General features: G+C 40.9%; 17 protein-coding genes. 6 read left to right on the top strand and 11 right to left on the bottom strand.

The window, feature by feature from the left end; translation table 11 throughout:
• Positions 1 to 96 precede the first annotated feature (96 nt).
• On the top strand, positions 97 to 993 hold the full coding sequence (locus CWB65_RS05610) for a GGDEF domain-containing protein (protein ID WP_006793611.1): 897 nt from the start codon (positions 97 to 99) through the stop codon (positions 991 to 993).
• Between the two features lie 66 nt (positions 994 to 1,059).
• Here CWB65_RS05610 and CWB65_RS05605 read toward each other — a convergent pair whose 3' ends face one another.
• The 6 genes from CWB65_RS05605 to lpxB all read right to left on the bottom strand — a co-directional run bounded on the left by CWB65_RS05605 (position 1,060) and on the right by lpxB (position 9,021).
• Entirely contained in the window at positions 1,060 to 1,407 is a 348-nt protein-coding gene (locus CWB65_RS05605; protein ID WP_008126693.1) for a hypothetical protein, read from the bottom strand.
• Positions 1,408 to 2,712 carry a tRNA lysidine(34) synthetase TilS gene (gene tilS / locus CWB65_RS05600; RefSeq protein WP_008126690.1) on the bottom strand — a complete coding sequence of 435 codons (1,305 nt, stop codon included), beginning with the start codon at positions 2,710 to 2,712 and terminating at the stop codon, positions 1,408 to 1,410.
• A gap of 92 nt (positions 2,713 to 2,804) precedes the next feature.
• A complete protein-coding gene (accA, locus tag CWB65_RS05595) occupies positions 2,805 to 3,761 on the bottom strand; it encodes an acetyl-CoA carboxylase carboxyl transferase subunit alpha (protein ID WP_006793614.1) in 957 nt (318 codons plus the stop codon).
• Between the two features lie 16 nt (positions 3,762 to 3,777).
• Positions 3,778 to 7,269: a DNA polymerase III subunit alpha gene (gene dnaE / locus CWB65_RS05590; RefSeq protein WP_008126688.1), complete on the bottom strand. Its 3,492-nt coding sequence runs from the start codon at positions 7,267 to 7,269 to the stop codon at positions 3,778 to 3,780.
• Positions 7,269 to 7,874, bottom strand: a complete 606-nt coding sequence (rnhB, locus tag CWB65_RS05585) for a ribonuclease HII (protein WP_006793616.1) — start codon at positions 7,872 to 7,874, stop codon at positions 7,269 to 7,271. The genes dnaE and rnhB overlap by 1 nt, the downstream gene beginning before the upstream one ends.
• On the bottom strand, positions 7,864 to 9,021 hold the full coding sequence (gene lpxB / locus CWB65_RS05580) for a lipid-A-disaccharide synthase (RefSeq protein WP_006793617.1): 1,158 nt from the start codon (positions 9,019 to 9,021) through the stop codon (positions 7,864 to 7,866). Before lpxB ends, rnhB begins: the two co-directional genes overlap by 11 nt.
• A gap of 299 nt (positions 9,022 to 9,320) precedes the next feature.
• On the opposite strand from lpxB, the gene CWB65_RS05575 reads away from it, so the two are divergent.
• The 5 genes from CWB65_RS05575 to cydC are packed head-to-tail and all read left to right on the top strand — an operon-like array spanning position 9,321 to position 15,726.
• Positions 9,321 to 10,895 carry a cytochrome ubiquinol oxidase subunit I gene (locus CWB65_RS05575; protein ID WP_008126684.1) on the top strand — a complete coding sequence of 525 codons (1,575 nt, stop codon included), beginning with the start codon at positions 9,321 to 9,323 and terminating at the stop codon, positions 10,893 to 10,895.
• 2 nt (positions 10,896 to 10,897) lie between these two features.
• Positions 10,898 to 12,037, top strand: a complete 1,140-nt coding sequence (gene cydB / locus CWB65_RS05570) for a cytochrome d ubiquinol oxidase subunit II (RefSeq protein WP_008126682.1) — start codon at positions 10,898 to 10,900, stop codon at positions 12,035 to 12,037.
• 12 nt (positions 12,038 to 12,049) lie between these two features.
• Positions 12,050 to 12,214 carry a cytochrome bd-I oxidase subunit CydX gene (cydX, locus tag CWB65_RS05565; protein ID WP_006793620.1) on the top strand — a complete coding sequence of 55 codons (165 nt, stop codon included), beginning with the start codon at positions 12,050 to 12,052 and terminating at the stop codon, positions 12,212 to 12,214.
• Entirely contained in the window at positions 12,204 to 13,991 is a 1,788-nt protein-coding gene (gene cydD, locus CWB65_RS05560) for a thiol reductant ABC exporter subunit CydD (RefSeq protein ID WP_008126680.1), read from the top strand. The genes cydX and cydD overlap by 11 nt, the downstream gene beginning before the upstream one ends.
• Complete coding sequence (cydC, locus tag CWB65_RS05555; RefSeq protein WP_138740107.1) at positions 13,984 to 15,726, top strand: thiol reductant ABC exporter subunit CydC; 1,743 nt, start codon at positions 13,984 to 13,986, stop codon at positions 15,724 to 15,726. Before cydD ends, cydC begins: the two co-directional genes overlap by 8 nt.
• Here cydC and CWB65_RS05550 read toward each other — a convergent pair.
• The 5 genes from CWB65_RS05550 to CWB65_RS05530 all read right to left on the bottom strand — a co-directional run bounded on the left by CWB65_RS05550 (position 15,709) and on the right by CWB65_RS05530 (position 19,041).
• Positions 15,709 to 16,101, bottom strand: a complete 393-nt coding sequence (locus CWB65_RS05550; RefSeq protein WP_006793623.1) for a septal ring lytic transglycosylase RlpA family protein — start codon at positions 16,099 to 16,101, stop codon at positions 15,709 to 15,711. The two genes, cydC and CWB65_RS05550, sit on opposite strands and share 18 nt — an antisense overlap.
• 138 nt (positions 16,102 to 16,239) lie before the next feature.
• Positions 16,240 to 17,010: an acyl-ACP--UDP-N-acetylglucosamine O-acyltransferase gene (lpxA, locus tag CWB65_RS05545; protein ID WP_008126674.1), complete on the bottom strand. Its 771-nt coding sequence runs from the start codon at positions 17,008 to 17,010 to the stop codon at positions 16,240 to 16,242.
• A 2-nt stretch (positions 17,011 to 17,012) separates the two neighbouring features.
• Positions 17,013 to 17,465, bottom strand: a complete 453-nt coding sequence (gene fabZ / locus CWB65_RS05540) for a 3-hydroxyacyl-ACP dehydratase FabZ (protein WP_006793625.1) — start codon at positions 17,463 to 17,465, stop codon at positions 17,013 to 17,015.
• 27 nt (positions 17,466 to 17,492) lie between these two features.
• Positions 17,493 to 18,515 carry a UDP-3-O-(3-hydroxymyristoyl)glucosamine N-acyltransferase gene (lpxD, locus tag CWB65_RS05535; RefSeq protein WP_006793626.1) on the bottom strand — a complete coding sequence of 341 codons (1,023 nt, stop codon included), beginning with the start codon at positions 18,513 to 18,515 and terminating at the stop codon, positions 17,493 to 17,495.
• Between the two features lie 7 nt (positions 18,516 to 18,522).
• The gene (locus CWB65_RS05530) at positions 18,523 to 19,041 is read right to left on the bottom strand and encodes an OmpH/Skp family outer membrane protein (protein WP_006793627.1); all 519 of its coding nucleotides are present in this window, start codon (positions 19,039 to 19,041) and stop codon (positions 18,523 to 18,525) included.
• Positions 19,042 to 19,051: the final 10 nt, after the last annotated feature.

Below are 19,051 nucleotides of genomic sequence, written 5' to 3'. Positions count from 1 at the left end.
TTTAACTATAGCAAGCAATTGTTTTTAAGCTAATTTTAAAATATGGCACAAAAATCGCTTAATACTTGCAAAGCAACACTCTCGGGGGAGAATTTAATGGAAAATGTCCATATTTTGACGCAACGTGTCTCTGGTCGCGGCGACTTTTTGCCGTTTTCGGCTGAACACACACCAAATAATGAAACAACGGCAACACACGAGTTAGTCGCTGAGCTACAGACTAGTTTAGTTATTGAAGATGTATTGGCCATATACGCAAAATTTACAAAAAAGCTTTTAAACTTTACGGGATTGCAGTTTCAATCAACGCTTGGCACTGCACAAACGTCTGAAAGCGATACTAATAGCACGCCCTATATTTTTGACTTAACGATTGGAAGAGAGCACTTAGGGCAACTTATATATTTTAGTAAGTACCCTTTAGGCAAAGCAATTGAAAGCAAGTTACGCTCGCTTCACTCTGCGCTAGTGTACCCACTACGTAATGCGATGATGTATAGCCGCGTGCTTAAATTGGCTACAAAAGACTCATTAACAGGTTTAAACAACCGTAGTCAATTTAATGACATTTTATCTCAAAAGCTTGAAAATTGTCGCCGTTATCAGCGCCCTTTTAGCCTAATGTTACTTGACCTAGATAATTTTAAGCAGGTAAATGACAAATTTGGCCACAAAATTGGCGACGATACACTTAAAGAATTTGCAACTGTATTAAATTCAAGTATACGCGCTACAGATACCGTATTTAGGTTTGGTGGCGATGAATTCGCAATACTAATAGAAGACCCTGAATTCAAAACTAATCAGGTTGTATCTGAACGTATAATGCAATTTGTAAAGCAATCTAGCTTAATGTCAAAGCATGAAGTTACGGTTAGTATTGGCTATACCTTAGCAATGAGTAATGACTGCGATATAGAAATCTTTTCTCGCGCAGATAAAGGCTTGTACAAAGCAAAAGCGTCTGGCAGAAACTGCGCTAAAGCATATTGATTATAAGGCTTTTTTAAAAGGCTTAGCTTCCCCCGCTAAGCCTTTTTTATGTAAACCCTTGCCCTATTACTCAATAGACTTTGCAGGTAAAAATTTATAAATTGTCAGTGTTACACAAAAACCTAAAAAGTAACCACTCACTAAATTTATTAAGGCTGTGACGGTATCAAGAGGCGTAAATAACACTAAAACGAGTGGTAAACTCACCCCCAATATAAAAAATATGCCTCCTTTACCTAACCAATAAGCCATTAATATAACCGCTGATACAGCACCGCCCAAAATAGCACACGCTAAAGTGAGAATGTTCAAATCAAGCAACACATTAGCAACTATCGCTATTAGGGCTGTTAATAGTATGCCTAGTGGCGCTTTATTGACTAGCGATAATCCAACATGTGGCTGTTTACTCATTTATTTACACTCCCAATAAACACCATTTTCATCATAATGTTTTTCACTTATAAAATAGCCAACCACTTGTACTAGCTCGTCATTATAAAAAATAAGCGGCACTTGACTTCGAAGCCAAGGCGCTATTTTTGCGTCCTTAAACCAGTGCTTTACGCTGTTACTTCCGGGCTTTTTAAGAGGCTTTATACGGGCGCTGTTATAATTAAATCTTACTGAAACCTGCTCATTGGCATGCGGTGTTCTTATTCCTGCACCTCTTTGCTTTGTTAATACGCGGCCATCGTTGAGAGTGAGTTCATGAGTGATTAACTCATCATCATTCACAATGTTTTTTTGAGTTACAAAGTATAAATACCCTTGGTGGCGCCTAACCTGTCCATCAACTAAGTCAATTTGAATTTTAGCATCGGCCTGAGCGTTTATTGCCTGATTAATAATTTGTGACAACTGCTTTTGAGATGGCATTACTTGGGTAAATAAGCTAAGCCACGCACGAACCACATTTGTTATGCGCACGTCGCTATAATCAATTATTTGGCTAATACACAATGCTTGCTGGTCATTTAAACTTTGGCTTAGATCAATTTGAGTGTACTCATCAAGTAGCGCTTGTTGTTGCTGCAATAACTCAATGCTGCGCCCAGCACACTGTTCAAAACCTTTAAACCGCTTAGCCAGTTCAGGCACTACACGTGCACGCAAAAAGTTACGATCAAAACGCTCATCGGTATTTGAGTCATCAGTAATGTGCGCAATATTAAACGCTGTGGCAAAGTGCTCTATATCACTGCGCGTAATGTTTAAAAGCGGCCTGTAGCATATTCGCCCGCTTTGAAGTTCACGCATTGCTTGCATTGCACCTAACCCTTTTAAGCCCGAGCCACGCTTTAAACGCAGTAAAAACGTTTCTATTTGGTCGTTTAAATGCTGGCCTAATAAAATAACACTTTGCGGTGCGCTTAGTTCATCAAGTGCTTTATAACGTGCCTCACGTGCCTGCGCTTCAAGGCTTGTTCGTGTTTGCCGGCTTATTGTTACCTGCGCGGTATTAAACGGTATATCTAGCTCAACGCATAGGTTTTGGCAAAAAGCCTGCCAGTCATTAGCGTATTCGCTTAAGCCATGATTAACGTATATTGCACTTACCTTTAGCTTTGGCATTTCTTGCTTTAGCACGTGCATTACATGTAACAATACAACTGAGTCGACCCCACCCGAAAGCGCAACAGTAAAATTAAACTGTTGTTGCTTAAAAAAGTGCTCTAGAGCGTGTTTAACGTGTTGATAAATGGCTGATGATTGCATGCAATACGCTATAAAATTTGTGTTAGAAGTATTTTAAAACAAAAAAGCCGCATAAGCGGCTTTTTTTAACATTTAATGTAATAGCTACTTTATTAGCAGTAACCAAACGACATTAAACGTTTGTAACGTTGATCAAGCATATCTTCAAGCGAAAGCGCTTGTAAGTCTGCTAAATCACGTTTTAAACGGGTTTTTAAGTTACGCGCCATCGCATCGTAATTACGATGTGCACCACCTAAAGGCTCATCAACTAAATTGTTGATTAAATCTAGCTCTTTAACGCGCTCAGCGGTTACGCCCATAGCCTCTGCAGCAAGTGGCGCTTTGTCTGCGCTTTTCCATAAAATTGAAGCACAGCCTTCTGGCGAAATCACCGAGTACGTGCTGTATTGCAACATATTAACTCTGTCGCCAACACCAATCGCTAATGCACCACCTGAGCCGCCCTCACCAATAACCGTACAAATAGTTGGCACTTTAAGCGCCGCCATTACTTTAAGGTTACGTGCAATTGCTTCAGACTGACCACGCTCTTCAGCTCCAACACCAGGGTATGCACCTGGCGTGTCGATAAAGGTCATAATTGGCATTTTAAAACGCTCGGCCATTTCCATTAAGCGAAGTGCTTTACGGTAGCCTTCTGGTTTTGGCATACCAAAGTTGCGTTTAATTTTTTCAGCTGTGTCGCGGCCTTTTTGTTGGCCAATAACCATAACGGGTTCGCCATCTAAACGTGCAACACCGCCTAAAATAGCCGGATCGTTAGCAAAAGTACGATCGCCTGCAAACTCGTCAAATTCCGTGAAAATGCGCTCGATATAATCTCGAGTATAAGGACGCAACGGATGACGCGCTAACTGCGATACTTGCCAAGCGCCTAAATTTGAGAAAATTTCCTCTTTTTGCTTAGCACTTTTTTCTTTTAATTTGCTGACTTCCTCTTCTAGCTCAAGGTCTAATTCGCCAGCGCGGCTTATGCTTTGTAATTCTTCAATTTTTGCTTCTAATTCTGCAATCGGAAGCTCAAAATCAAGATAATTGAGGCTCATGCTCTAAACTACCTAATCAGTTAAATTCTAGTTCTACATCTTGTGCCGCCATGAGTGATAACTTGTGAATCAAGTCGTCGCTCGGCGTGACACACCATTCGATCCCTAGGGTTAATTGCGCCAACGCATCTGGGCGTTGGTAATAAACCTTGATCGGACACGTTCCCATTTTATAAGGTTCGAGTACTTTTTGTAATTTATCGAAGAAACCTGCCTCGATTTGCACCATGTTCAGCGTCATTTTAATCGCTTTAATACGTTTTTCACGCGCTTGAGCAATGGTGTTTATTTCTCTGGCGGTCATTGTAATGCCACCGGAGAAGTTATCAAAGCTGACCTGTCCAGATATTACCAAGATATTGTTAACTTGAAGCATTTCTTGGTACATTTCAAACTGTTCTGGAAACAAGCGTACATCAATACGGGCGCTCTTGTCATCTAAAGTTATTAAGCCCCAACGGTTGCCTTTTTTATTAATTAAGGTCCGCGCTGAAATAACTAGACCAGCGGCAGTAGAGAGTACATCACGATTAGTTGGTTGTAAATCCACCAGCTTTCCGCTGGTGTAATACCTAAGCTCCTTGCGATACTGATTTATCGGATGCCCAGTTAAATAAAGGCCTAGGGTATCTTTTTCACCTTCAAGCCATTCATTGTCGGTCAGGCCCGTGGCCTTAATAAAGGCTTGCTCTACTTCGTCTGGCTCGGTAGCCAATAAACCAAATAAATCGCTTTGTCCAAGTTGCTCTGCCTTGTTGTGCTGATCGGCCGCGCGCATAGCGTCTTTTAAACTTGCCAGTAATGTTGCACGCCCTGCTTGGGTTTTCTCTGGCCCAAGCTTATCAAGTGCACCGGCATAAATTAATTTTTCGGTGACACGTTTATTGAGACGTTTTAAGTCAACGCGAGCACAAAAATCAAATAAATCCTTAAACGGGCCGCCCTTTGCGCGCGCTTCTAAAATAGCGTCTACTGGCGCTTCACCTACACCCTTAATTGCGCCAATGCCATAAACAATTTCGCCTTGCAGGTTTACCGTAAACTTAAACTCACCGGCGTTTACATCGGGCGGTAATAAGGTAAGTTTCATGTTTTCACATTCATCCACCAAAATCACTATTTTGTCGGTGTTATCCATATCGGCCGACATTACCGCAGCCATAAACTCAGCTGGGTGGTGCGTTTTCATCCACAAGGTTTGGTACGAAACCAGTGCATAAGCTGCTGAGTGAGATTTATTAAAACCATAACCTGCGAACTTTTCTACCAAGTCGAAGATTTTTATCGCCAGTTCGCCATCAATACCATTATTACGCGCGCCATCTTCAAACGTTGAACGCTGCTTTGCCATTTCTTCAGGTTTTTTCTTACCCATAGCACGGCGTAACATATCTGCACCACCCAGCGTATAGCCTGCGAGTACCTGCGCTATTTGCATTACTTGTTCTTGATACAAAATAATGCCGTAAGTGGGATCGAGTATTGGTTTTAAGCTTTCGTGTTGGTACTGCGCATCTGGGTATGAAATTTCCTCTCTACCCAGTTTTCGGTCGATAAAGTTATCTACCATGCCTGATTGCAATGGACCTGGGCGGAACAAGGCTACTAATGCAATCATATCTTCAAAGCAATCGGGCTTAAGGCGGCGTACTAAATCTTTCATGCCGCGCGATTCTAGCTGAAACACCGCGGTTGTTTCGGCGCGCAGTAATAGCTCTATGCTTTTTTTATCATCCAGTGGAATAGTGTTTATATCAACAGGGTCTTTGCCTTCGCGCTGCATACGCACGTTGGTCATATCCACTGCCCACTGCAAAATGGTCAAGGTACGTAAACCCAAGAAATCGAACTTAACAAGGCCCGCGGTTTCTACGTCGTTTTTATCAAACTGTGTTACCGGAAATTTACCTTCATCGTCACAGTAAAGTGCAGCAAAGTCGGTAATGGTGGTCGGCGATATTACAACACCACCGGCGTGTTTACCGGCATTACGCGTACACCCTTCTAGGATGCGACACATATCGATTAAATCTTTTACCTCTGAGTCACCATCGTAGGCTTCTTGCAAACGCGGCTCTACTTCAAAGGCTTTGGCAAGGGTCATCCCCGGATCGCCTGGGATCAGTTTCGAAATACGATCAACAAAACCATAAGGATGACCAAGTACACGACCTACATCGCGTATTACCGCTTTTGCGGCCATAGTACCAAAAGTAATAATTTGTGATACCGCGTCACGCCCATACAATGCCGATACGTGATCAATTACTTCGTCGCGCCTGTCCATACAAAAATCGACGTCGAAATCGGGCATTGATACACGTTCTGGATTCAAAAATCGCTCAAAAAGCAAGTCGAACTCAAGGGGATCCAAATCGGTAATTTTAAGTGCGTATGCTACTAATGAACCTGCACCTGAACCACGACCTGGACCTACCGGTATATTGTTATCTTTACTCCACTGAATAAACTCCATTACGATTAAGAAGTAACCCGGAAAACCCATTTGGTTGATTACGCCAAGCTCTACCGCTAAACGTTCATCGTATTCAACACGTTTTACTTTTCTATCTTCTTCGTCAGGGAACAAAAACTGGAGTCGTTCTTCAAGGCCATCTTCTGACACTTTAACCAAAAACTCATCAATATTAAGAGAGCCTGTTGGATAATCTGGTAAAAAGTATTCGCCTAACTTTACAGTCACATTGCAGCGTTTAGCTATTTCTACCGTATTTTGCAGTGCTTCAGGTATATCACTAAATAGCTCAGCCATTTGCTCAGGCGTTTTTAGGTATTGCTCTTCTGAGAAACGTTTTGGACGGCGTTTGTCATCAAGTGTGTAGCCATCAAATATAGCTACACGAATTTCGTGCGCTTCAAAATTTTCAGGTTTTAGAAATACCACTTCGTTGGTTGCAACAACGGGCAGCTGCTCTTTAGCTGCAAGCTCTACCGCCATGTGCAGGTAGTCTTCTTCAAGCGGGCGGTTAGTTCGTACAAGCTCTAAATAGTAATGATCGCTAAAGTGCTGCTTGTAAAAGCTAATTACGCTTTCTATAACGCCGGGATTATTTTTTAATAATGCCTTACCTAAATCACCGTCTTTTGCGCCCGAAAGAATAATTAATCCTTCTTTATGATTAGCTAACCATTCTCTGTCAATTACTGGACGATGAAATACATGACCACGCTGATACGCCTCAGAAATTAATAGCGTTATATTTTTATAACCCACATTATCTTTAGCTAAAATTGTAATGCGACATGGCTCATCCGGAAATTCAGGGCTGCGCAGCCAAAAGTCAGCACCCACAATCGGCTTTATACCCGCATTATGGGTAGCGCCATAAAAGCGTACTAATCCACAAAAGTTCATTTGATCGGTAATAGCAATCGCGGGCATTTCTAGCTCTTGCGCCTTAGCGACTATTGGCTTGGTTTTAGCTAAGCCATCAACCATCGAAAAGTCTGAGTGGACCCTTAAATGTACAAAATCAGGTGCTGCCATTATTTTGCCTCGCCTTTTGCTTGCATAAGTACACGCTGCACGGGTTTAAAACTTTTACGATGTTCATCTATTGCGCCATACTGCTCAAGTGCTGCAAAGTGCGCCTTAGTTGGGTAACCTTTATGCCCTGCAAACCCGTATTGCGGGTGGCGTTTATCAAGTTCAAGCATTTCATCATCACGCGCTACTTTGGCTAAAATAGAGGCTGCTGATATTTCGGCAACTAGGCTATCGCCTTTAACAACCGCTTGAGCAGGCATAGCTAATTTAGGTAAGCGGTTCCCATCTATAAATACAAACTCAGGCTGTGTGCTTAACCCTTCCACTGCGCGGCTCATAGCAAGCATGGTAGCGTGTAAAATGTTTAAGTCATCAATTTCTGATGGACTACAACGGCCATAGGCATAGCATAATGCGTTTTCTTTTATCTCGGTGGCTAATGCTTGGCGCTTTTTATCTGTTAATTTTTTAGAGTCGGCTAGACCCGCTATTGGTTTAGTTGGGTCAAGTATTACCGCAGCGGTAACAACGTCGCCAACCAGCGGGCCTCGCCCTACTTCATCAACACCGGCAATTAAGGTTACGTTAGGTCGTTCAATTTGCATGTATTAACTCCGCCACAGCCTTGGCTGCTTGCTCGCTGGCATTTAATCTAATGTTTTCATGAATTGCTAAAAAACGTGCTTTTAATTGTCTATTGTCTGTTTCTAGCATTGGGGTAAGTGCTTGAGTTAAGTTTTTAACGTTACAGTCGCTTTGTAAAAACTCAGGCACAAGCTCTTCATCGGCCAATAAATTTGGCAACGAAAAATATTTAATGTTAAAGGTAAACAGGGTTTTAAAAATCCAGTAGCTTAATGGTTTTATTTTATACCCAACAACCATTGGCTTTTTATACAGCATGCCTTCGAGTGTGGCGGTGCCAGACGCAAGTAAAATGGCATCTGCCGCTTGCATTGCTAATTTAGATTGCCCATCTAGCAAGCTAATATTAAGGCTAGGCGCTGTAGCATTTAAAATATCAGTAAACTGCGCTTTGCGCTTTTCGTTGACCAGTGGAACCACAATTTTAAGGTCTGGGTTTTGAGCTTGAAGTTGCTGCGCTGTTTTTATATAGGTTTCACTCAGTAAGCCCACTTCAGAGCCTCGGCTACCTGGCAATAATGCCAGTACTTTGTCATCAAGACTTAAACCTAGTTTTGCACGTGCTTGGCTATCGTCGTGCTCAAGCGCTATGTCGTCTGCTAATGTGTGCCCTACAAACGTACACGGTACTTGGTGTTTGTCGTAAAATTCTTTTTCAAACGGCAATAGTGCAAGTACTAAGTTAGTAGCTGCGCTAATAGTATGAATACGTTTTTCTCGCCATGCCCAAACTGAAGGGCTTACGTATTGAACTGTTTTAATGCCTGCATCTTTTAAAGGTTTTTCAACGCGAAGATTAAAATCAGGGGCGTCTATTCCAATAAATACATCGGGTGGGTTATCTATAAAATGTTGAACCAATTGTTTACGGATTTTTAATAAACGCGGTAAACGCCCGAGTACTTCAACCAAGCCCATTACAGACAGCTCATCCATATCGTACAGAGTTTTACAACCTTGAGCTTGCATTTTTGGTCCTGCAATCCCCTCAAAGGTGGCATCTGGAAAATGTACTTTTAATGCTTTTATTAGGCCTTCGCCTAAAATATCGCCCGACAGTTCGCCTGCCACTATACCTATTCGTAGTTGTTTTTTTTCTTTCGTCATTTGCTTTTTAGTTCATATTTTAATCGGGCGCCATGAGTTTAGTTTACCGCGTTTTGGTATGTGTTTAAACGCTTTAAATAACTCGTTTTTTAACTGTAAATATAATCTCTATTGTTGTTTATTTTTAATACTGATGTAGCATATAAATTATATATTAAGTTTTACTAATATATATTGACAAGTATTGTGCAATTGTGAATAATATTGCAAACTTTCAGTAATTACTGAAAGTTCATTCAATCATTAACTCTGCCAATAACTCATTGCCCAGTTAATCCGTCACATTCAAGGAGCATAAAATGATAGATGAAACCTTTGTGGATCTATCGCGACTACAGTTTGCTGTTACCGCACTCTTTCACTTCATATTTGTACCGTTAACAATAGGTATGACTTGGATCTTAGTTATTATGGAATCAGTTTATGTTATGACTGGTCGCGAAATTTATCGTGATATGACTAAGTTTTGGGGTAAGTTATTTGGTATTAACTTTGCCATTGGTGTTGCCACAGGCCTCACTATGGAGTTTGAATTTGGCACTAACTGGTCTTATTACTCACACTATGTGGGTGATGTATTTGGTGCCCCTCTGGCTATTGAAGGGTTAATGGCATTCTTTTTAGAATCAACCTTTGTGGGTATGTTCTTCTTAGGATGGGATAGACTTTCTAAACGTCAACATTTAGGCGCTACCTTTTTAATGGCACTGGGTACAAACTTATCAGCATTATGGATATTAATTGCTAATGGTTGGATGCAAAACCCAGTAGGTGCTGAATTTAACTACCAAACTATGCGAATGGAAATGACCAGCTTTGCAGAGCTGGTATTTAATCCTGTTGCACAGGTTAAGTTTATTCACACGGTATCTGCAGGCTATGTCGCCGCGTCTATGTTTGTTTTAGGTATAAGTAGTTGGTACATACTAAAAGGTCGCGATTTAGCATTTGCTAAACGTTCATTTTCAGTGGCTTCAGGGTTTGGTTTAGCCTCAATTTTATGTGTTATTTTACTTGGTGATGAATCAGGCTATGAAGTAGGCGAAATTCAAAAAGTAAAATTAGCAACTATTGAAGCCGAGTGGCACACAGAAGAAGCGCCCGCTGCGTTTACTGCATTTGGTTTTCCTGACTCTGAAGAGCAAGTAACCCATGCCGCTGTAAAAATACCCTATGCACTGGGCATTATTGCTACACGCTCATTTGACGAAAAAGTTACGGGTATTTCTGATTTAGAGAAAAAGCATGAAATACGTATTCGTAACGGCATGATTGCCTATGGGTATCTCACTAAACTAAGAAACGGCGAAGATACGCCTGAAAACATTGCTAAATTTGACGCAGTAAAAGATGACTTAGGCTACGGTTTGTTGCTTAAACGATATACATCTGATGTTGTTGATGCCACAGAAGAGCAAATTCAAAAAGCAGTGAAAGATTCATTCCCAAAAGTAGGCCCCATGTTTTGGTCGTTTAGGATTATGGTTGCGTGTGGTGTCGCTATGCTTGCTGTGTTTGTATTAGCATTTTACTACAATGCACACCGTATTATTGAGCAAAAACGCTGGTTACTTTGGGCTACAGTGTTAAGTATTCCATTGCCATGGATTGCGATTGAATTTGGCTGGATTGTTGCAGAATACGGACGCCAACCTTGGGCTATTTCTGAAATACTACCGACTTTTTTAGCAACGTCGTCATTAACGGTCAATGACATTTTAATTAGCTTAACGGGCTTCATCATTTTTTACACTGGCCTTGCCATTGTTGAAGGCTGGTTAATGATTCACTTTATTAAAAAAGGCCCTAGCTCATTACATACTGGTAAATACCATTTTGAGCTGCCAAACAACACACAAGCAAAAGGAGAATAATCATGATTTTTGATTATGAAACATTAAAAATGTTGTGGTGGTTGATCATTGGTATCCTTTTAATCGGCTTTGCAATTACCGATGGTATGGACATGGGGGTTGCTATGCTCCTTCGCCTAGTTGGTAAAACAGATTTAGAACGACGCACTGTAATTAATACAATTGGCGCACACTGGGATGGTAACCAAGTTTGGTTTATCACCGCAGGCGGAGCATTATTTGCGGCTTGGCCAATGGTGTATGCGGCCGCTTTTTCGGGGTTTTACTTTGCCATGATGCTGGTGCTATTTGCACTCTTTTTTAGACCTCTTGGTTTTGATTACCGCTCTAAAATTGATTCTAAGCGCTGGCGTAATAACTGGGATTGGGGATTATTTGCAGGTAGCGCAATTCCGGCTTTAGTATTTGGTGTAGCATTTGGTAACTTGTTTTTAGGTGTACCATTCAATATTGATAATTTATTACGTGTAAGTTACCAAGGTTCGTTTTTTGGCTTGTTAAACCCATTTGCACTCCTCGCTGGTTTAATTAGTATAGCTATGCTTATTGCACATGCAGGTATGTGGTTACAACTTCGCACAGCAGATGCGGTTGCAGAACGCTCTGGCCAATACGGACGTTATGCATTGATTGCATTTATTGTTTTATTTGCCGCGGCCGGATTTTGGGTGGCTAATTTAAGCGGCTACCAAATTGTGTCTATGGGCGATACTCAAGGCCATTCTGATCCGCTCGCTAAAGTAGTTACCACAGCAAAAGGCGCTTGGCTAAATAATTACACTGAGCGCGCATGGACAGTAACCTTCCCTGTTCTAGCGTTTGCTATGGCATTGAGTGCATTAGTATTTTCAAAGCTCAATAAACCAGCGTTAGGGCTTATTTCGACTGCACTTATGTTAGTAGGTGTCATTATGACGGCGGGCGTTTCATTATTCCCATTTATTATGCCATCAATTAACAACCCAAATATTAGCTTAACAATTTGGGATGCCGTTTCGAGCCATAAAACGCTTAACATTATGCTTGTAGCCGTGGCCATTTTTGTACCATTAATTTTAGCCTACACCACGTGGTGTTATGTAAAAATGTGGCGCAGAGTAACCGTAGAAGAAATTGAAACTAACACTCACGGCAGCTACTAAGGAGACTGAACTATGTGGTATTTTGCTTGGATTTTAGGTGTACTTTTAGCCTGTACCTTAGGGGTAATAAATGTAATGTGGTACGAATTTCATCAAAATAAAAACAGCATTGCTGATGATGAACAACCGATGCATGATTTATTGAACGAGGCTAACTCGACCAACAATGACGACTAACCCCCGACCAAATCGCGCGCAGCAACAAACACTGCGCGCTTTTTTAAAAACACAAAGTAAACCCGCCTCATTATGGTTAAAGCTCAGTATTGCACTGGGTACTTTTAACGCTATTTTAATGATTGCCGGAGCATATTTACTCGCTCAGGCTATTCATAACGTAATGTTTGAAGGTAGTAGCTTAAGTGAAGTCACTCACTTGCTGTGGCCATTAGCAGGTATTGTTTTGCTTCGCGCTATTTTTTTAGCGCTAAGTGAAAGGCTAAGTGCTTTTGCTGCCCTTAAAATAAAGTCGGCTATGCGCCAAACACTGTTAACTAAATTAAGCTTGCTGGGCCCTAGTTATATTGAGCAACACGGTCAAGGTGCAACTTTAAATACATTGCACAATGGTGTAGAAGAACTTCACGACTATTACGCTAAATACCTGCCTGGTGTTGCTTACAGTGCCCTTATTCCACTAGCAATCTTGGTTGTTATTTTTCCGACCGATTATAAAGCGGGATTAATATTTTTATTAACAGCTCCGCTTATCCCTTTTTTTATGATTTTAGTTGGATCAAAAGCAGAAGCGTTAAATCAAAAGCGTTGGCAACAACTTGCTGTTCTTGGTAATTACTTTTTTGACAGAGTACAGGGATTAACCCAGCTAAAACTATTTAATGCAACGCAAACCGAATTAAAACAAATAGCTAAAATTTCTGATGACTTTAGGCATACCACGCTAGGCGTGTTAAAAATTGCGTTTTTATCATCTTTTGCCTTAGAGTTTTTAGCTACAATCAGTGTGGCTTTAGTGGCTGTAATTATTGGTTTTAGGCTTTTTTTTGGCACACTTGATTTTTCTACTGGCTTTGTTGTGCTGCTTTTAGCTCCCGAGTTTTATTTACCGCTTCGTCAATTAGGAAGCCATTATCATGCTCGCTTGCAAGGTATTAGCGCCGCTGCTGACATGGTGACTATTTTAAATGCCCCCTTACCCTATCAAGATACTGAACTAGTTAACAATACAACCGAATACAGCACGTCTGATACTATTGATTCAATAAACATTAAAAATTTAACCTACATTTACCCTGACAGTAACGAAGGCATTCACGATGTCACCTTAAGCCTACCAAAAAAAGGCTTGGTGGCAGTTGTGGGTAACAGTGGCTCAGGGAAAAGTACTTTATTTGATTGCCTGCTAGGTTTTCACCCCCAAGTAATACCTTGTATTTATATTAACGGATTGCCATTAGCAGCAAACGATATTACCCAACTACAGAATCAAGTTGCGTGGATACCACAAAATCCAACACTATTTTTCGATAGCATTGGCGCTAATATAAAATTAGCCAAACCAGACGCATCACAGCAAGAGCTAGAGCAAGCAGCGCAACAAGCTGGCGCCCTTGAGTTTATAAATACCCTATCCTCAGGTTTTGATACGTTAATAGGAGAGCAAGGTGAAGGGCTCTCTGGAGGGCAAAAACAACGCGTTGCACTTGCTCGGGCATTTTTAAAAAACGCTCCTATATTAATGCTTGATGAGCCAACAGCGCACCTTGATAGCCAAACAGAGCAACACATTCAACACGCCATTAATATGTACGCTAAAAACAATTTAGTACTGGTAATCGCACACAGATTAAACACTGTAAAACACGCCGACAATATTATTGTAATGGACCAGGGTAAGGTCACTGAGCAAGGTAGCTTTGAAAAACTAAGCACTCAACATGGCGTGTTTTATAATTTGATAAATGCCGCTAAGCAAGGAGGTTTCGATGAGTAACTTTATTAGATTGATAAAGCTCTGCCGCCCTCATTATAAAGCCATGCCACTGGGTACGCTGTTAGCAACAATTACGGTGCTTGCGAACGTTGGCCTACTGGCTATTTCAGGCTGGTTTTTAGCATCTATGGCAGCTGCAGGTATTGCTGGCGTGCAAATGAACTATTTTACACCCGCTGGCACAATACGTTTTTTAGCTATCGTAAGAACGGCTTCTCGTTATGCTGAGCGCTTAGTTACTCATAATGCGACTTTTTTATTGTTGAGTGAAATTCGCGTAAATATGTTTGCAACACTCAGTAAGCTCAACAATGTTGATTTAGCCATGAGCCGCAGCGCTGATTTACTGAATCGACTACAGAACGATGTTGACGCACTCGATAAATTTTATTTAAACGTGTTAATGCCCATGATGGTTGCTTTGTTAAGCGTGCCAATCATTTTGCTTTTCATGTCTGCTTATAATGCAAATGTAGCACTCATTTGCTTTATCGGAATTTTATTAATTGGCGTTGTCATACCTGCGCTTTTAAGTGCTTCACTTACAAAAAATAGTCACAAAGAAACACACCTTAGTGCACAGTTACGGGCCGAATTATCAGATACCTTAACAGGCCTCAGAGAGCTTAGTATTTATCAAGCCCGTACTGAGCAGTTAAATAAATGCGATAGATTAAACGAGCAGTACAACCAACAATTATTTGTTCGTCATAAGGCGTTAGCAAATGCAGATGGACTGACTCTACTAATAGTACAAATGGCCATGTTAGCTAGCATAGTGACGATAGCCCCATTGGTTTATACTAGTTCCATGGTTAACGTAGAACTTGCCATGTTAACGCTTTTTGTATTAGCAAGCTTTGAAAGCGTATTGCTACTGCCTAATGCATTTATAGAGCTGCCTAATGTACTAAAAGCCGCAGAGCGGTTATTTACCCTCCAAGATAAAGCATCTGATCAAAGCAATAATTGTAGCGCTTTAATTGATACTCAGTTTGATAAAAATAATATTGCGCTAACACTTAATAACATTAGCTATAAATACGATGAGCATAACGCATTAACTAATGTCAGTTTTATGCTTAAATCGCGGCAAAAAGTAGCCATTGTAGGTCGAAGCGGGAGCGGTAAAACCACCTTAGTTAATTTGCTAACCGGTTTATGGCCACTTCAGCAAGGTAGTATTACATTGGGTGACCATAATAACGCGCAAGACCTTCACTCACTTAGCAGTGACAGCCGAGCAAACGTTATAAATATATTAGCGCAGCAACATCATATTTTTGATGGTACATTAAGTGAAAACTTGCGTTATGCAAAGCCAAGCGCTACAAAAGAAGAAATGCTTGAAGCCATTAACCTTGCACAGCTAGAGCCTTGGTTTAATGAGCTACAAGAGGGTTTAAAAACACGTTTAGGGACAGGCGGCAGAAGCGTATCCCAAGGGCAATCAAGGCGTATAGCGATTGCGCAGGCTTTATTACAAAACCCCGCTATTTTAGTACTTGATGAACCCACTGAAGGGCTAGATAACCAATCTAAGCAAACTGTAATGAACGCCATTATGCACGTAATGAGTGACGCAAGCGTACTTACAATTACCCACGACCCTGCTCTTCTAGCGAAAATGGATAACATTATTTGGCTAGAAAATGGCAAACTTGTAGCGCAAGGTAGCCACAAAGAGCTTAGCGAAAAACATCAGGAGTATGTGTCGCTAACCACCCGTTTTTAACACGCTGATTGAGACATCAATAACGCCGACTTTAGGGTCGGCTATTTTTTTAAACATACCTAACGATAAATCAATAACCCGCCCTCTAACGTACGGGCCCCTATCGTTTATTCTTACGATTACCGATTTATTGTTAGCTAAATTAGTGACCTTTACCTTAGTACCAAAATCAAACTCTAAATGTGCAGCAGTGGCAGCGTTTTGATTAAAGGTTTCACCATTTGCCGTTGTGCGGCCATGGTATTTATTAGCGTAATAAGAGGCTTTCCCTAACTGAGTACGCTCTCCATTAGCTGTGGTAACGACAGGTTGACTACTACACGCAGCCAAGATAGACAAAAAACTGAGGGGTAAAATTAACTTCGTAAGAGACATAGCTGTGCTTTAAATATAGTAAATTTTCGCAAAGGTTAACCTTGCCTCGCTGAGTGCATACTGAATTAAAATATTTTAAAGGCAATAAAAAACCACCGTCGATTTCTCTAAGGTGGTTTATTTAAAAACAAAAAGTGCTTATCTTACGATCCCGCGCTCAGAGCTTTTAACAAAATCTATCATAGTTTGTACTGCAGGGTATTTAGCCGCATCTTCACTTAGTGATTCAATTGCTTCATCTACACCTAAACTCTTACGATAAAACGCTTTATACGCTCGGCGAACAGCCATTATTTCATCGCTTTCAAAGCCTCGGCGTTTCATACCTTCTTTATTGATTGCAGCAGGACCTGCTGGCATACCAATTGTGGTCACAAATGGTGGAACATCTTTGTTAACGCCAGAGTACATGCCAATAAACGCATGTGCCCCTATTTTACAAAACTGATGAACCCCAGAATTACCACCTAAGATAACCCAATCAGCAACATGAACATGGCCTGCAACACTGGCATTATTGGCAAAAATTACGTTATCGCCTATCACTGCGTCATGTGCCACGTGGGTATAAGCCATAAATAAGTTATTGCTACCAATTTTTGTTACGCCTTGGTCTTGAATAGTACCACGGTGAATGGTTGCACACTCACGGATAACATTATTGTCACCAATGATTAATGTAGTGGGTTCGTTGTTGTATTTTTTGTCTTGGCAAGCTTCACCGACAGACGCAAATTGAAAAATATGATTTCCAGAACCAATGGTAGACGGTCCTTTAACAACAACGTGAGATTCAATAATACAGTTATCACCGATAACAACATCATTGCCTATATAACTATATGGACCAACTGAGACATTGTTGCCTAGTTTAGCGCCAGGTTCGATTATTGCTGTAGAATGGATCACTATTAAAACTCTCTTCTCGCACACATAATTTCGGCACTACATACTACTTTGCCGTCAACTTTAGCTTCAGCAGCAAACTTCCATATATTGCGGCGCTCTTTTAAAAACTCTACATGCAAATGCAATGTATCACCAGGCACAACCGGTTGCTTAAAACGAGCGTTGTCTACTGCTGCAAATAAGTAAAGCTCGTCTTCGCTGCGATTTTCAACTGTTTTAAAACCAAGAAGACCTGTAGCTTGTGCCATAGCTTCTAATATTAGCACACCAGGAAAAATAGGCTGGTTTGGAAAATGGCCAGTAAAAATAGGCTCGTTTATAGATACATTTTTAATGGCATGCAATGTCTTACCCGGAGTAAAATCAATAACACGATCTATTAAAAGCATCGGGTAACGGTGTGGTAATAAAGCTAAGATTTCTTGAATATCAAGGCTATTTAATTCGTTTGCCAAAATAGCATCCTTTTATGTGTTCAACGTTTATGACTTAGCCAGTGCTTCAAGCGCTTTCAAACGAGACTTCATGTCTGATAGATTACGCAAGTGAGCAATTGATTTACGCCATTCTTTGTTAGTTGTATGGGGCATACCTGATGAATAAATACCGGGTTCGGTGATTGATTTTGTCACCATGCTCATACCCGTAATTATAACACCATCACATACTGACATGTGACCATTAATTGCAGTCATACCACCAATTTGGCAGTTTTTACCTATGGTAACACTACCTGCAAGAACAGAGCAGCCAGCAATTGCTGTGCCCGAGTTAACTTCAACGTTGTGTGCTATTTGACATTGATTATCAATAATCACATTGCTATGAATAATCGTATTATCAAGTGCACCACGGTCAATTGTAGTGCTGGCGCCTATTTCTACTTTATCGCCTATGATCACAGAGCCTAGCTGAGGAATTTTAAGCCACTGCCCACGCTCATTTGCATAACCGAACCCATCGCTACCAACAACACTATTTGCCTGGAACAAACAATCCGATCCAATTTCAACGTCATGGTAAATAGTCACACTAGGCCAAAGCTTTGTCCCAGCACCTATTTTAACACGTTCTCCGATAAAACTGTTCGGACCAATTTGCGCGTTATCACCAACAACTGCACCAGCCTCTATAACAGCATTAGCGCCTATAGCAGCACTTTTACTTATATTTGCACTAGGGTGAATTGTTGCACTTGGATGAATACCCAAAGAGGCAGAACGTGGTGTTGTATCCATAAATTGCGCAAGCTTTGCGTAACTGACATACGGATTTGAAACAATCACTTTATTACCATTAAAATGCGCTGCATCTGCTTGGTTAACGATAACAGCACTGGCTTGAGTGGCTTCAAGTTGAACACGATATTTTGAGTTCGCTAAAAATGCAATATGCCCAGTACGGGCATTTGCAAGTGTCGCTATTTTTGTTATTTCTAAAGCGCCATCACCCTGAAGTTCGGCGCCTAGAAGTTCCGCAATTTGCGAAAGCGTATAATTTTGCATAGAGTGATTATTTCTTGCTAACAGCTGTTACTACTTTAGATGAAAGGTCTGTTACTTCTTTAGGGTTGAAGTAAATTGTAGTGTCTTTTACTTTAACTTCATCAAAGTCACCGTCTTTAGCAATCTCTTCAATTGTTTTAATAATTAAGCCCTGAACTTTTGCAAGCTCTTGGTTTTGGCGAGCTTTGATTTCTTGCTCTAAAGGACGACCTACTTCAGCAAGGTTTTTTTGCATACCTTGAATTTTATCACGTAGTGCATCTTTTTGAGCTTGGCTCATCGTTGTGCTCTCACGCTTAAACTTCTCAGCTTCAAAGCGAATATCACCTTGTAACTTTTCAAGCTCTTGGCGACGCTCAGCAAATTCGCTTTGTAGTGACTGCTCAATTTTAGCCATTTGAGGAATTTGCTTGTAGATTTCTTGCATATCTACAACACCTACTTTGTGCGCAAGAGCGCTAGCAGAAGTACCCATCATTAACGTTGCTAAAACAGCCACTGCCGTTGATTTAAATAATTTAGTCATAAAAAACTCC

Source organism: Pseudoalteromonas sp. S554, assembly GCF_005930865.1.
Taxonomy (GTDB): domain Bacteria; phylum Pseudomonadota; class Gammaproteobacteria; order Enterobacterales; family Alteromonadaceae; genus Pseudoalteromonas; species Pseudoalteromonas marina.
The sequence above is the reverse complement of the archived record's forward strand: the minus strand, read 5'-3'. Positions and strand labels throughout refer to the sequence as shown.

Bases quoted from the DNA above. Each gene is read 5' to 3' on its own strand.
- CWB65_RS05610 (WP_006793611.1), top strand. From the start codon at position 97: ATGGAAAATGTCCATATTTTGACGCAACGTGTCTCTGGTCGCGGCGAC.
- CWB65_RS05605 (WP_008126693.1), bottom strand. From the start codon at position 1,407: ATGAGTAAACAGCCACATGTTGGATTATCGCTAGTCAATAAAGCGCCA.
- tilS (WP_008126690.1), bottom strand. From the start codon at position 2,712: ATGCAATCATCAGCCATTTATCAACACGTTAAACACGCTCTAGAGCAC.
- accA (WP_006793614.1), bottom strand. From the start codon at position 3,761: ATGAGCCTCAATTATCTTGATTTTGAGCTTCCGATTGCAGAATTAGAA.
- dnaE (WP_008126688.1), bottom strand. From the start codon at position 7,269: ATGGCAGCACCTGATTTTGTACATTTAAGGGTCCACTCAGACTTTTCG.
- rnhB (WP_006793616.1), bottom strand. From the start codon at position 7,874: ATGCAAATTGAACGACCTAACGTAACCTTAATTGCCGGTGTTGATGAA.
- lpxB (WP_006793617.1), bottom strand. From the start codon at position 9,021: ATGACGAAAGAAAAAAAACAACTACGAATAGGTATAGTGGCAGGCGAA.
- CWB65_RS05575 (WP_008126684.1), top strand. From the start codon at position 9,321: ATGATAGATGAAACCTTTGTGGATCTATCGCGACTACAGTTTGCTGTT.
- cydB (WP_008126682.1), top strand. From the start codon at position 10,898: ATGATTTTTGATTATGAAACATTAAAAATGTTGTGGTGGTTGATCATT.
- cydX (WP_006793620.1), top strand. From the start codon at position 12,050: ATGTGGTATTTTGCTTGGATTTTAGGTGTACTTTTAGCCTGTACCTTA.
- cydD (WP_008126680.1), top strand. From the start codon at position 12,204: ATGACGACTAACCCCCGACCAAATCGCGCGCAGCAACAAACACTGCGC.
- cydC (WP_138740107.1), top strand. From the start codon at position 13,984: ATGAGTAACTTTATTAGATTGATAAAGCTCTGCCGCCCTCATTATAAA.
- CWB65_RS05550 (WP_006793623.1), bottom strand. From the start codon at position 16,101: ATGTCTCTTACGAAGTTAATTTTACCCCTCAGTTTTTTGTCTATCTTG.
- lpxD (WP_006793626.1), bottom strand. From the start codon at position 18,515: ATGCAAAATTATACGCTTTCGCAAATTGCGGAACTTCTAGGCGCCGAA.
- CWB65_RS05530 (WP_006793627.1), bottom strand. From the start codon at position 19,041: ATGACTAAATTATTTAAATCAACGGCAGTGGCTGTTTTAGCAACGTTA.